This window comes from Paenibacillus wuxiensis (assembly GCF_040195695.1).
GTDB lineage: Bacteria > Bacillota > Bacilli > Paenibacillales > Paenibacillaceae > Paenibacillus_B > Paenibacillus_B suaedae.
This window is the reverse complement of the sequence record NZ_JBEFZI010000003.1, coordinates 79,850-94,276: the sequence shown is the minus strand read 5'-3', so window position 1 is coordinate 94,276 and position 14,427 is coordinate 79,850. Positions and strand designations below refer to the sequence as shown.

The 14,427-nt window shown below is 42.4% G+C and carries 10 protein-coding genes; all 10 read left to right on the top strand.

Annotation, left to right across the window (positions count from 1 at the left end):
* Window positions 1–1,347 (top strand): IPT/TIG domain-containing protein (locus tag ABN764_RS06760; RefSeq protein WP_446671396.1); only part of this gene is annotated, 1,347 nt, incomplete at its 5' end.
* Window positions 1,348–1,415: 68 nt separating this feature from the next.
* Window positions 1,416–2,519 (top strand): glycosyltransferase, encoded by a 1,104-nt coding sequence (locus tag ABN764_RS06755; protein ID WP_446671395.1) that lies wholly within the window; start codon window positions 1,416–1,418, stop codon window positions 2,517–2,519.
* A gap of 4 nt (window positions 2,520–2,523) precedes the next feature.
* The gene (locus ABN764_RS06750; RefSeq protein ID WP_446671394.1) at window positions 2,524–4,401 is read left to right on the top strand and encodes a tetratricopeptide repeat-containing glycosyltransferase family 2 protein; all 1,878 of its coding nucleotides are present in this window, start codon (window positions 2,524–2,526) and stop codon (window positions 4,399–4,401) included.
* Window positions 4,402–4,422: 21 nt separating this feature from the next.
* Window positions 4,423–5,673 (top strand): flagellin lysine-N-methylase, encoded by a 1,251-nt coding sequence (fliB, locus tag ABN764_RS06745; protein WP_446671393.1) that lies wholly within the window; start codon window positions 4,423–4,425, stop codon window positions 5,671–5,673.
* Between the two features lie 42 nt (window positions 5,674–5,715).
* Window positions 5,716–7,461, top strand: coding sequence for a glycosyltransferase (locus tag ABN764_RS06740; protein WP_446671392.1), 1,746 nt, complete (start codon window positions 5,716–5,718; stop codon window positions 7,459–7,461).
* A 113-nt stretch (window positions 7,462–7,574) separates the two neighbouring features.
* Window positions 7,575–7,772, top strand: a complete 198-nt coding sequence (locus ABN764_RS06735) for a cold shock domain-containing protein (RefSeq protein ID WP_021257113.1) — start codon at window positions 7,575–7,577, stop codon at window positions 7,770–7,772.
* 219 nt (window positions 7,773–7,991) lie between these two features.
* Window positions 7,992–8,543, top strand: a complete 552-nt coding sequence (gene hpf / locus ABN764_RS06730) for a ribosome hibernation-promoting factor, HPF/YfiA family (protein WP_021257112.1) — start codon at window positions 7,992–7,994, stop codon at window positions 8,541–8,543.
* Window positions 8,544–8,954: 411 nt separating this feature from the next.
* The gene (gene secA / locus ABN764_RS06725; RefSeq protein ID WP_446671391.1) at window positions 8,955–11,465 is read left to right on the top strand and encodes a preprotein translocase subunit SecA; all 2,511 of its coding nucleotides are present in this window, start codon (window positions 8,955–8,957) and stop codon (window positions 11,463–11,465) included.
* Window positions 11,466–11,687: 222 nt separating this feature from the next.
* Window positions 11,688–12,804 (top strand): peptide chain release factor 2 gene (prfB, locus tag ABN764_RS06720; protein ID WP_138189568.1). Its coding sequence is split into 2 segments (ribosomal slippage): window positions 11,688–11,759 and window positions 11,761–12,804, totalling 1,116 coding nucleotides; the frame shifts between segments, so codons are not numbered across the junction.
* 336 nt (window positions 12,805–13,140) lie between these two features.
* A complete protein-coding gene (locus tag ABN764_RS06715; RefSeq protein WP_446671390.1) occupies window positions 13,141–14,058 on the top strand; it encodes a YitT family protein in 918 nt (305 codons plus the stop codon).
* Window positions 14,059–14,427 lie beyond the last annotated feature (369 nt).

The following is a 14,427-nucleotide window of genomic DNA, read 5'->3' as shown; positions in this document are numbered from 1 at the left end:
GAACCACCAGTTGTCAAACCGACAATTACAAGCATTACTCCAGACAATGGGGCAATGGCAGGCAACTACTACATCACAATTAACGGTACAGAATTCGATAAAGCAACGAAAGTATCCATTGGTGGAGTAGAAGTAAGAACGGTTTATTACTCAGCGACGAAATTGGAAGCATTGGTACCAGTTGCACAAACAGCAGGAGCTGTAGAGGTTAAAGTAGTGAACGGAACGAAGGGCGAAGCAGTTAAAGTGGATGGCTTTACGTATAACGCGCCACCGGAAGAGCAAGCGCCAACAATTACGAGTGTTAGCCCAGATACTGGCAAACTTTCGGGTAATTACTACATTACAATTACGGGAACAGGATTTACTAAACAATCCAAAGCATCTATTAATGGAGTAGAAGTAAGAACAGTTTATTACTCCGCAACAAGAGTTGATGCGTTGGTTCCTGCAACACAAACACCAGGAACTGTGGAAGTAAAAGTAGCAACTGGAACAAAAGCTGGGGTAAAAGCAGATGGCTTTACGTACATCGCGCCGCCAGAACAAAAAGCACCAACGATTACAAGCATTACTCCAGACAACGGAGCAATGGCAGGTAATTACAAAATCACAATTGTAGGTACAGAATTCCACAACAAATCGGTTGTGTATATTGGTGGAACACCAGTAGCGACAGAATTCGTATCTGCAACAGAGTTGAAAGGGCTTGTACCGGCAACAAGAACACCAGGTCCTGTAGCAGTAAAAGTAGTAAACGGTACAGGATATGAAGCAGTAAAAGACAACGGCTTTACGTATAACGCACCACCAGTTGTTGATCCGACAATTACAAGCATTACTCCAGACAATGGAGCATTATCAGGCAACTACTACATCACGATTAACGGTACAGAGTTCGATAAAGAAACGAAAGTATCCATTGGTGGAGTAGAAGTAAGAACGGTTTATTTCTCGGCAACAAGAGTGGATGTGTTAGTACCAGCAGGGCAAACAGCAGGAACTGTAGAAGTAAAAGTAGTAAATGGCACAAAAGGTGAAGCAGTAAAATCAGATGGTTTTACTTATAAGTCTTCTGGTGGCCAGCAAGGACAGGCACCGACAGTAACTAGCATTAGTCCTAACAGCGGTAAAACATCTGGTAATTATTATATTGCCATTACTGGAACAGGATTCGATAAAGCAACGAAAGTGTCCATTAATGGTGTAGAAGTAAGAACGGTTTACTTCTCGGCAACAAGAGTCGAGGTGTTGGTTCCACGTGCACAAGCGGCAGGAGCTGTAGATGTTCAAGTAGTAAATGGTTTCGGCGATGTAGTCGTTCCAGGTGGATTTACGTATCTGTAAATAAGAAGATGAGCAGGTGCATTGCACCTGCTCATTTCCATTTTTAGAAGAGAGGTAGATGATAGAAGATGCTTCCTATATCCGTATGTATGATCGTGAAAAACGAAGAAAAGCATATCCGTCAAGCATTAGAGTCTGTAAAAGCCTATGTAAATGAGATGATTGTCCTTGATACAGGTTCTACAGATAATACGAGATGCATTGCAGAAAATAGTGGAGCAATCGTGTATGACAAACCATGGAATAATAGCTTTGCAGATATGAGAAATGTGTGTATGTCCTATGCCAATCAACCATATATTCTGATGCTTGATGCCGACGAAAGACTTAGAGTGTGCGACATGGAGGTCATGGAACATGCTCTTCGTGCAATGGGACGAGGTGAAGGCTGTGTAGGTGATGTCGTCATAAGAAGTTCAACTCAATCAGGAGAAGTTTCGGAGTCTACTATTACCCGGTTATTCCCTAATCGACCAGATTTTAAATATCAAGGAAGAATTCATGAACAGCTAGTTTACAAGCAAGGAACCGTTAAATCTATTCGTTCAGGCATAATTATTGATCATTTTGGTTACCAGGAAGAAGAAATTCAAAGAAAAGACAAATACAGACGTAATCTTTCATTGATCCAAGCGAGCTTGGAAACCAATGAAAATGATAGCTATTTATTATTTCAATTAGGTAGAACCTATTATGTAATGAAAGACTACCCATCTGCAGCTGAGGCGCTTACGAAATGTATAGCCAGCATGGGTTCTACTAAACAGCATTATTTAAGTACAGCTTATTTGACGCTCGGATATACGTATATCCATTTGAAAGAATGGGGACTTTTCGAGAAATGTCTAAATGATGCTATTGATTTTTACCCCGATTATACCGATTTATATTATATGTACGGTACGGCACTTGTAGAGGCAAAGAATCCAGAATGGTTAACATATATTCCAGAAGCATTTATGAATTGTTTGCAACTTGGAGCACCGATATCTTCCAAGTATGAGACGGTTGCTGGCGTAGGTACGTATAAAGCTCACTACAACTTGGGAGTGTACTATGAGTTGACTGGAAATATAGAACTTGCATTGTATCACTATGAACAAGGCAGCTCGTACAATTATGAACTAGCCAATCACTCGGTAATACGATTAAAGCAGCTAATAAAGGAATGATACGATGAATAATGATACGATTTCACTATGTATGATAGTCAAAAATGAAGAGCAATGTTTGGAGCGCTGTTTAGAAAGTGCTAAACATGTGGTGGACGAGATCATTATTGTAGACACAGGTTCGACCGATCGAACAAAACAGATTGCTAGCCGTTATACGCAACATGTGTATGATTTTGAATGGACAGAAGATTTTGCAGCGGCACGAAATTATGCAGTAGACCGTGCGACGGGAACTTATATCCTCCAGTTAGATGCTGACGAAGTAATTATAGATAACAATAATGAGCTGAAATCGGGACTAGATAAAGATTTTTATCATATTCGTATTCACAATAAGGTGGATTCAGGTGAAATCATTATCCATCAGTTCGCAAGGTTATTTAAAAATAGACCAGCGTATAGATATGTGGGAGCTCTGCATGAGCAAATTCCTGTTAATTATGAGACAGAACAGTGGGGATTATTGTCCAGCTATATTGAACATGATGGGTATCTCCAGCAAAATGTACAGTTAAAAGATAAATCTAATAGAAATATGCGCATTCTTAAAAAAGCCATTGATAGAGAACCGAGTGCATTTAATTACTTTAATCTTGGCGCACAATATATGCAAGATAAACGATATTTAGAAGCTCTTGAGGCGCTGAAGAAGTCGTATGCATCAGGTAAGTCTACTAGTTTCTCTCAGAAAGTTCTCTACAACATCGTCAAGTGCTTATTCGAATTAAAAAGATGGGATGAAGCGATACAAGTAGGAGATGACGCTCTACAGTTGTATCCAAATGCAATTGATTTATCTTTTTTAGTTGGGCACTGCTACATAGAAGTTCATTGTCTAAAAGATGCAGAAAGATGTTTCAAACATTGCATAACAATTGGTCAAAAGAACAGAACAGATAATTTTGTCTATCAAGCGGGGACAGAGTCCTATTTAGCGTTAGCGAAATTAGCCGATATTGCTGTAATGGAGGATAATCAGGAAGAAGCCTACGGATACTTGGAACGTGCCATCGCATTATCTCCAGATCATGCGATGCTTTTGAATCGATTGTTAGAAGTGAAACCGAACCTCGATTACGAGGAACTACGTTCTAAATTGGCTCCATTAATTCCGTTTAAGCGGGAACACTATATAACTATCATCGGAGCTCTTTACCATTTGAGAAACCCGTTATTCGTCAAATTTATGGAAGAGGCATCTATAAATGCGGCTCGTCCTATCTCCGTGTTTTATTACTTATGTAAAGGCAATTACGAAGCAGCAAAGCATGGGCTTTTGGAGATTGACGATTCGGAGAATGTCCAGTCTTATTTAAATGATGTCATTTTACTAGGATTATTGACAGGAGATAGTTCTGTCTTCCAAGCCTATAAGTTGAGATTGGGGTTAAGTCAACAAGAAGCTAAATGGCTGCAACAACTCCTTTTGCTAGCAGAGCCAAGGAAGCTTAGCGTGTCTTCATCTGTAAAACAGATATGGAAGCAACTCATTAAAGATTTACTTCATTTACGAAGATACGATTTTCTGGAGAAAATACTTATGTATGCAGCAGATCCAGAAATGAGATATATCATGAGTGAGCAATTTGTTGCCTTCGGCTTCTACGAACCTGCGCTAGACATTTTAGTGGAGGATAAGCATGCCGCTTTTAATTATAAAGTGTACATGCTAGCAGCCAAAGCATTGGAGAAAATAGGTTATATCTCAGATTCTCTTTATTACTATCAACAAGCAGCCGATATAAATAGGGGGATGGACAGTTTATATCGGATGTGGAAACTTCTTGGTGACAATGTTGCTGAACAGCAGAAATTACTTCAAGAAATGCAAAGGCTCCAACCTTATTCGCGTTGGCTTCATCAGCAACTAAAGAAATAGTGCACGTAAGGAGATTGGAATATGAAAGATATTACGTTATTGCCCTCGTACATGAGGCAGTTTTCGTGTATAGGCGGGGATTGTGAAGATACTTGCTGTGCAGGTTGGAAAATTACCCTTGACAAAGAAACCTATAAAGATTATAAAAAAACGAAGAATATAAAGCTGAAAAATAAATTGAAAAATAGTATGTGCATGGAGTCAGAGGAGAAAAAAACAAAAAATTACTATGCATATTTTATATTAGATGATGCTAATAAATGTCCTATGCTTACAAGTGAGAGCTGGTGCTCTATCCAACAAGAATTAGGTGAAAAGGCATTATCGCCTACTTGCGCGACATACCCTCGCGTCCTGAATTATATTAGTGATCGATTTGAATTATCCGCCAACATATCTTGTCCTGAAATCGCTCGACTAGCCTTGTTCAATGAGGAGGGTATCAGTTTTGAGCAAATAGATTATGGAGTGTCTGATAATTGGTCCATTAGCAGAATGATGAATACAAATGATGTTTCTAATTATCAACATTTATTTTGGCCTATTCGAACGTTCAGCATTGAGATTGTACAGAATAGAAACCTAGAACTTTGTAATCGATTAATTATATTAGGATTATTCATTGATCGTGTTCAAAAAGAAGTTGATGCTAGACATATAGTGGACATTGAGTCTATAGTTGCGGATTATCGTAATAAAATGTCAGATATCGGTTATAAGCATGCAATTCAGAACATTGCTATCAATGCAGATGTGCAAGTCGGAATTATAATGGAAATATTGCAATTTAGACATAAGCAGTCTGCTTTGAATAAACGATATGAACAAGTATTTGATGAGATGAAGATAGGGTATGGGATTGAGCAAATAGATAATCACTCTTCTAAACTATTTGAATCCTATCAGCAGAATTTTGCGCTGTATTATGGCCCATACATGAATCAGCATGAATATGTGCTGGAAAACTATTTAGTTAACACGTTGTTCTCTAAATCATTTCCTAGTGACATGTCTATTATATTCAAAGAATACACGGCCATTATGATTCATTATGCATTGATGAAAATACATTTAATTGGTGTGGCCGGCTACCATAAAGGCTTAGACAAAGACATCGTTCTTAGAACGATTCAACCGATAGCCAAAACGATGGAGCACAATGCACACTTTACGAGAAGTGTAATAAGTCTGTTGGAGAACAACAAGTTTAATTCGCTCGCGCATATTGCTACTTTGATTAAAGATATAAATGTAACAACGAGTATATCTTAGCTTAATAAGTATGTAGGGGTTTGCTACTAACGGAGGTTTAACATGCTGACAAGTATCGTCATTTTAACACATAATAAGCTTGACTATACCATTCAATGTATTGAAAGCATTAGAAGATATACTCGGCCTAATAGCTATGAAATTATTGTAGTGGATAATCAATCTACAGATGAAACAGTCCCGTGGTTATCTGCACAATCTGATATCAGAGCCATATTCAATGAACAAAATGAAGGCTTTCCAAAAGGCTGCAATCAAGGGATCGAGATCTCCAATGGCGACCATATTTTATTACTGAATAACGATGTCATTGTGACAGAGAATTGGCTTGAGAACATGATGACATGCATAACAAGCGATGAAAGCATTGGCGCTGTTAGTTGTATTACTAACCATTGTTCTTATGGTCAAATGATACCTGTACCTTATAATACTGTGGAATCTATGTATTTATTTGCGGAGGAACACAATTGTTCGAATCGTAATGAATGGGAAGAAAGATTGAAGTTAGTAGGCTTTTGCATGTTAATACGGAAGTCGGTCGTAGACAAAATCGGCTTGCTTGATGAAAGATTTACCCCTGGTAATTACGAAGATGATGACTACTCGATTCGAATTAGAAAAGCGGGCTACAAACTTATTTTGTGTAAAGATACATTTATTCATCATTATGGAAGTACCTCTTTCCGTGAAAATAACGATTCTTTTGTAAAACTTCTTCAAACTAATGTGAAAAAATATGAAAATAAGTGGGGGTTTAATCCCGACTATAGTCAACATATTCGAACTGAGATTGTCAATCTAATTGATAGTCCGCTTGATGCCAAATTAAATGTTCTTGAGGTTGGATGCGCTTGTGGAGGAACATTACTTAAAATAAAAAACGTATATAAAAATAGTACTTTATACGGTATAGAACTTAATGAAAAAGCTGCAGAAGTGGCTTCTCTCATTGCTGAAGTCAGTGCATCGAATATTGAAACAGAACAATTACCATATCCAGAATCACATTTTGACTACGTTATTTTTGCAGATGTTCTGGAACATTTATATGATCCATGGAAGGTGCTTATAAATATCAAACAATACTTAAAACCAAACGGAAAGGTTCTGATCAGTCTACCTAATATCATGCATCAAAGCGTTATTCGTCCATTGTTGCACGGATATTGGACGTATCAAGATGCAGGGATATTGGATCGAACTCACGTTAGATTCTTTACATTACATGAAATTAACAAAATGTTACTCGAAACTGGTTACGCGAATATTAATATACAAGGTAAAACGTTACCGGGAACGGTAGAAGAACAAAAATTCATGGACAATTTGTCTAAGGTACTTCCCCAACACGTAATGCAACAATTTGAAGTATATCAATACATTGCAAGTGTGCAGAATAATGAGCCCTTAAAAAAAACAATACGTTACATACGAGAGCATATAACTGAAACGGCTGAGATCGTTCAACAATTGAATTCTTATTCACCGTTGGAAATCATTCATAATGTAAACGAAGAAGCTTCAGAACAAAAAGTAAATATTTTAAATGCAATCGCTGTGTCTTACTTTGAACAAGAGATGTATCAAAAAGTTCTTCCTTTTTTAGAGGAAGCATTAGCATCAGATGAGAGTAATATCGAGACTCTTTATAATAGCTCCTACGTGCTTTATTTTATTGGTGAAACAGAGCTCGGCAAGAAATATGCTCAGAAACTAAAAGCAGTAGACGAAGCCGCCTATGAAGATTTGGAGAAAGTAATTTCAGACTTTTTGATTGAAATGTAAAGTAACAAGAAAAATATCCCTTTCCTCGTTGACAACGCTTCCATCCGGTGATATAGTCGAACTTGTGAAGGTTAAAACTTCACGGATTTGAAGATGAAGGGAATGTTATCGACATGCAAGGTAAAGTAAAATGGTTCAACGCTGAAAAAGGTTATGGCTTCATCGAAACTGCAGAAGGCAACGACGTATTCGTACACTTCTCCGCTATCCAAACTGACGGTTTCAAGACTTTGGAAGAAGGTCAATCCGTAGAATTCGATATCGTGGAAGGCGCTCGCGGTCCACAAGCGGCTAACGTAATCAAACTGTAATCATACCGACGTGAGTCGAATTATATATGATTCCGATTAGCTACACACCCCTGGCTTGAATGCCAGGGGTTTTTAGTTTTCCAGGGTCTGTATTTTCCGTTTTATCTCTACAGGATAAGGGTAAATAAAGATACGGAATTGTAAACGGATTGTAACCGTTTTTTTGATTCCTCCATCATAGCTATGGTATAATAAAGGTATCCAAAGGAGGAGTGCTATATGGAATATAAAGTTCGAGGTCAGAACATTGAAGTCACAGACGCACTGCTTGACTATGTCGAGAAGAAATTGAGCCGACTGGAACGGTATTTTGAAACTCCCCCTGCTTCAGGCGCTAACGTTACACTCAGCGTCATTAAGGATGTACACAGTATTGAAGTAACAATTCCATTACCGGGTTTGCTGCTGCGGGCCGAACATCGAAGCAAGGACATGTATGCATCGATCGATGGCGTCGTAGACAAGTTGGAACGGCAGATCCGCAAGCATAAAACGAAAGCCAACCGCAAGTTCCGTCAGGTTGGTGCGGCGGCAGAGCAGCTGTTCCGTGAACAGTCTACAGCAGCACCAGTTGCGGTGGAGGAAGAGGATGAGCTGGAAGTCGTACGGACGAAGCGCTTCACACTGAAGCCGATGGACGTAGAAGAAGCGATCCTGCAGATGAATATGATTGGCCACAACTTCTTCGTTTTCTCGAATGCGGAGAGCAAGGAAGTCAATGTTGTATATCGCCGCGATGACGGTCGTTACGGATTGATTGAACAAGGCTAAGAACGGGCACTTTGAGTTCTCAGCTGCCATGTAGGGCAGAGAGCTCACCCGATTACCAAAAAAGGACTGAGCCTATTTCCACAACGGAATGGGCTCTTTTCACGTATATATAATAGTATGAGTTTTCAGAAGGTGCGATTTGTACCTCATTTTCAAATGCCTTTTATTAATATAGTGTAAATTTTCTTTTTGTTGCTGTAAGCAGGATAGCCCACGGTATGCCGCTACATTCGTGTGAAAATGTGATGAAAGATCGCCGAAAACATGCCCAGCGGCGGTTGCGGGCCCCTGTTGAAACTGTTACAATTTATTGCAAAACGAGTCGATGTTACCGTTCTTGTGTTGAAGCTTGAATGAAGGATAGAGAACGGCCATAAAATCACGATCGGATTTGCGTGAAAGGGGTTAAGCATGCTAGGACTTGTAAAGAAAATATTCGGCGATGCCAACGAACGCGAAGTTAAGCGGCTCTTGAAGACGGTTGAGGTTATTAACGGTCTGGAACCCGAATTCGAGAAATTATCCGATGAACAATTACAATCGAAGACGGTGGAATTCCGTGAGCGTCTTGCAAAGGGCGACACAGTGGATCAGCTCTTGCCGGAAGCTTTTGCTACAGTGCGTGAAGCTGCGAAGCGTACGCTGGGCATGCGTCATTATGATGTACAGCTGCTCGGTGGTATGGTGCTTCATGAAGGCAAGATCGCTGAGATGAAGACAGGGGAAGGTAAGACACTCGTCGGAACACTTCCTGTATATTTGAATGCGTTGGAAGGGAAAGGCGTTCACGTCGTTACCGTCAACGATTACTTGGCATCCCGCGATAGCGAGATTATGGCTCAAGTATACAACTTCCTGGGCATGACTGTTGGTTTGAACCTGTCTGGTATGGATCACAACATGAAACAGGATGCATATGCATGTGATATTACGTATGGTACGAACAACGAGTACGGGTTCGACTACCTGCGTGACAACATGGTGCTGTACAAAGAGCAAATGGTTCAACGTCCACTGAACTTTGCAATCATTGATGAAGTGGACTCCATCCTCGTTGACGAAGCGCGTACGCCGCTTATCATTTCTGGACAAGCTGCTAAGTCGACAGAGCTGTACTTCGTTGCAGATCGGTTCGTTAGCCGCTTGAAAGGTGAAGAGGACTATACGATTGATGTGAAGACGCGTCAAGTTGCACTTACAGAAGCAGGTGTGGCTAAGGCCGAGAAAGCACTCGGCGTGGAGAACCTGTTCGATGTGAAGAACGTAACGTTGAATCACCATATCCAACAAGCGTTGAAGGCTCACGCGATTATGCGTCTGGATGTTGACTATGTCGTAAATGACGGCGAGATTGTTATTGTCGACGAGTTCACAGGCCGTATGATGGCTGGACGTCGCTACAGCGACGGCTTGCACCAAGCAATCGAGGCGAAAGAAGGCCTTGAGGTGCAAAATGAGAGCATGACGCTTGCAACAATTACATTCCAGAACTACTTCCGTATGTATCGCAAGCTTGCCGGTATGACTGGTACTGCGAAGACAGAGGAAGAAGAATTTAAGAGCATTTACGGCTTGGAAGTTATCCAAGTGCCGACGAATAAGCCGAACCAACGTAAAGACATTCCGGATGTCGTCTATAAGTCGGAAAATGCGAAATATAATGCGGTTGTAGAGGAAATCGTGAAGCGCCACAAAAATGGCCAGCCAGTCTTGGTTGGTACGGTGTCGATCGAGAACTCGGAGCGCTTGTCTGACATGCTTCGCCGCAAGGGTGTGAAGCACCAAGTCTTGAATGCGAAGTACCATGCGGAGGAAGCGAATATCATTTCTAGCGCAGGTCAACCAAACCAAGTAACTATCGCCACGAACATGGCGGGTCGCGGTACGGACATTATCTTGGGCGAAGGCGTACAGGAAACAGGCGGCTTGCACATTATCGGTACAGAGCGCCATGAGAGCCGCCGTATCGATAACCAGCTCCGTGGACGTGCTGGACGTCAGGGCGATCCAGGCTCCTCGCAGTTCTACCTGTCCTTGGAAGACGAATTGATGCGCCGCTTCGGTGCGGATAACGTCCTTGGCATGATGGAGCGTCTCGGATTTGAAGAGGATCAGCCTATCGAGTCCAAGCTGATTACGCGTGCTGTGGAATCTGCACAGAAGCGAGTAGAAGGCAACAACTTCGACTTGCGTAAAGTCGTCCTTCAGTATGATGACGTTATGAACCAACAGCGTGGTATCATCTACAAGCAGCGCTTTGAAGTGCTTGATTCCGAGAATATCCGCCAAATCGTGTTGGATATGATCAAGCCATGCATCGAGCGCGTCGTAGATGCGCACTGTAATGAAGATGATATCCCAGAGAACTGGGATCTGGACGAAGTCGTGAACTACATGCATCGTCAAATGCTTGACGAGGGTACAATTACGAAGGATGACCTGTGGGGCAAGGAAAAAGAAGAAATTACGGAATTCCTGTTCGGCAAGGTTATGGAGAAGTATACAGAACGCGAAGAGCGCATCGGGCCAGAACTTGTGCGTGAATTTGAGAAGGTTGTCGTGCTTCGTGCCGTAGACTCCAAGTGGATGGATCATATCGATGCGATGGATCATCTGCGTCAAGGGATTCACCTTCGTGCTTACGGCGGTACGGATCCGCTGCGTGAATACCAATTCGAGGGCTACGAAATGTTCAACAGCATGGTAGCTTCGATCCAAGAAGAAGTGTCCACATACATTATGAAGGCTCAAGTAGAGCAGAATGTAGAACGTCAAGCTGTCATAGAAGAGAGCAAGATGTCTACGAATGCAGAACCTGCTGAGAAGCGTCCTGTTGTAAGGGGCGAAGTGGTTGGCCGCAACGACCAGTGCCCTTGCGGAAGCGGCAAGAAATATAAGCAATGTCACGGTAAGCAAGACTAATTGGCTGAACGAGTTTTATGCCGATTATAGTCATGAATACTCTTGCATCGGATATACACCGCTGCATAGACAGTAATAAACAGCATATTCATGGTGGATAGAGGCCAATGCGCAGCTCTCCACATGATAGACCCGAACGGGCGGCCGTATAGCCGCCCGTTGTTCGGGAGAAGGAAGCGACACTGCTCCCTTCCTAACCAATTTTGCCGAGGTGGTATTATGATGATCGACGCAAGTGTACGACACAATATGCGCAGCATCGCAGCTAAACTTACAAACCTTAGGGGGTCTCTTTGACTTCGATCTGAAGCAAGAGATGATTGCCAACTTCGAGGAGAAGATGGCTGCACCGGACTTCTGGGATGACAATGACAAAGCGCAAGGGCTTATCTCCGAGATGAATGCAATCAAGAGCATTGTCGACCAGTATGGGAAGCTGAAGCAGGATTATGACGACAATGAAATGATGCTCGAGCTGGCAGAGGAAGAAGACGATGAATCACTAGCTGAGGAACTGACAGCGAATGTTGAACAACTCCTGGCTAGTATTGAGAATTTCGAGCTTCAGCTTCTGCTGAGCGAGCCTTATGATAAAATGAACGCCATTTTGGAGCTGCATCCAGGTGCAGGCGGTACCGAGTCTCAAGACTGGGGCCAAATGCTTCTGCGCATGTATACACGCTGGGCAGAGAAGCGAGGCTTCAAGGTCGAAGTACTGGATTATCTGCCAGGCGACGAAGCAGGTATTAAGAGCGTGACGCTGCTTATTAAAGGATATAACGCTTACGGTTATTTGAAGACGGAGAAGGGCGTGCATCGTCTCGTTCGTATCTCGCCATTTGATTCCTCTGGCCGGAGACATACTTCATTTGTATCCTGCGACGTCGTGCCTGAGATTACTGACGATGCAGAAATTGAAATCCGTACAGAGGATTTGAAAGTTGATACGTACCGTGCGAGCGGTGCGGGTGGTCAGCATATCAATACGACGGATTCTGCTGTTCGGATTACCCATATTCCAACGGGCATCGTCGTGACATGTCAGACGGAGCGTTCGCAGATCAAGAACCGTGAGCGTGCCATGACTCATCTTCGTTCCAAGTTGTATGAGCGCAAGATTGAGGAACAACAGAAGCAGTTAGCAGAAATCCGTGGTGATCAGATGGAAATTGCATGGGGAAGCCAAATTCGCTCCTATGTATTCCATCCGTACAGCATGGTCAAGGACCACCGGACGCAGGTGGAAACCGGAAATGTCGGCGCCGTGATGGACGGCGACTTGGATACGTTTATTGACGCGTACTTGAGAACCTTAATTCAACCATCATCTGAAGCATAAATATGTTGGTACCGACTGCGAAAACCTGCGCCGATCTTTGATCGGGGCAGGTTTTTTGTTGTGCTTGAATGCTTTACCATGCTAGAGAGTGCACATAATAAGATAGGTTCCTGGCACAGGATACAGATTTCTTGCCAAGTAATTCGACACCGCGGAGTTCTGGGATACTGTGAAGTAGTGTGACTCCGCTAAGTACTACGGGACTGCCAAGTTGCAACAACGCCAAATGGTTCAACGCCGGCAAAACGGCAGCACTACAGAGAATTATGTGACACCACCGAGTACGACGTTACCATAGCTGCAATACCATACTGTGTATTACGAAGGAGAGACATTATGCCCCATACATCGGATTCATCTATTTCTCAATCGAGGAAACCTCGGCGTAACAACAATGGCTTACTGCTTCCATATGATCATCCCATGCGGGCAGTAATTGATTACGCCCTGCTTTTCCTTGGAGCCTTTATTATGGCGCTTACGTTCAATACATTAATGCTGCCGAACAAGATCGCTTCAGGGGGCATTTCGGGTCTATCCATCTTGCTGGAGAGTCAATTTGGGTGGAACCCTGCAATTACGCAGTATGCATTCAATATACCGCTCTTCATTTTAGGGGTATGCTTGCTAGGCAAGCAGTTCGGGATTCGGACACTTGTAGGTTCCGTTTCCTTGCCGACCTTTATCTATCTCACACAACATTTAGGGCCTGCTACGGATAATCCGCTGCTTGCGGCTATTTTCGGTGGAATAGGGATTGGCTTGGGTCTAGGTATCGTATTCCGCGGTCGTGGCTCTACCGGAGGCAATGCCATTACGGCACAGTTGCTGAGTACTTTCGGTAAAATCAATATTGCACTGTCCGTCGCGATTTGTGACGGGGTTATCATTTTGCTTGCCGGATTCATGCTTTCCTTTGAAAACGCCATGTATGCACTCATCGCTTTGTTCGTCACGAGCAAGACGATCGATGTGGTCCAGGTAGGCTTGGGTTATACGAAGGTTGCATTCATTATTAGTGATGAAGCCGATAAAATTACGGATACGATTCTGCATGATCTCGACCGCGGATTGACGAAGCTGCAGGGCGAAGGCGGCTACACGGGCGAAGGACGCACTGTGCTCATGGTCGTCGTCGGTCAGAGCGAAGTATATAAGCTGAAGGCGATCGTCCGCTCTGTGGATCCGCAGGCATTTGTCATTATTAGTGATACGAATGAGGTATTAGGCGAGGGATTCAAGGTGCAAGCGTAAAAAGAGCAAGAAGAGCAAGTCACACTTATGCCTAATAAGGCCTACAAGATATTCATTCGTTGCATAAGCTCTTCGATTTTATTCATAAAACGCAGTTCTACTCTGCATATCATGCCCCGCATGTATGTAGAGGGGGCTGCGTTTTTTTGATTTGCGTTCAAGTTATCCTCATTGTAAAGTCAGATCATTTATCTCCGCTATCCCTATGTAGCATGGGTTTTTGGGCGATATCTCCCCTTAGTATCATGATCCATCCTTTTATCTTTTTCGTAAAGAAAATGAAATTTCATGGAAAAGTCATTGTATTTATATAAATACGGTCGTATAATGATACATATTATTCATGAGGAATCATTTTCCTATACGTGT

Excerpts from the sequence above, each read along its gene's own strand:
- secA (WP_446671391.1), top strand. The coding sequence starts at position 8,955 with ATGCTAGGACTTGTAAAGAAAATATTCGGCGATGCCAACGAACGCGAA.
- ABN764_RS06735 (WP_021257113.1), top strand. The coding sequence starts at position 7,575 with ATGCAAGGTAAAGTAAAATGGTTCAACGCTGAAAAAGGTTATGGCTTC.
- ABN764_RS06740 (WP_446671392.1), top strand. The coding sequence starts at position 5,716 with ATGCTGACAAGTATCGTCATTTTAACACATAATAAGCTTGACTATACC.
- ABN764_RS06755 (WP_446671395.1), top strand. The coding sequence starts at position 1,416 with ATGCTTCCTATATCCGTATGTATGATCGTGAAAAACGAAGAAAAGCAT.
- ABN764_RS06715 (WP_446671390.1), top strand. The coding sequence starts at position 13,141 with ATGCCCCATACATCGGATTCATCTATTTCTCAATCGAGGAAACCTCGG.
- fliB (WP_446671393.1), top strand. The coding sequence starts at position 4,423 with ATGAAAGATATTACGTTATTGCCCTCGTACATGAGGCAGTTTTCGTGT.
- ABN764_RS06750 (WP_446671394.1), top strand. The coding sequence starts at position 2,524 with ATGAATAATGATACGATTTCACTATGTATGATAGTCAAAAATGAAGAG.
- hpf (WP_021257112.1), top strand. The coding sequence starts at position 7,992 with ATGGAATATAAAGTTCGAGGTCAGAACATTGAAGTCACAGACGCACTG.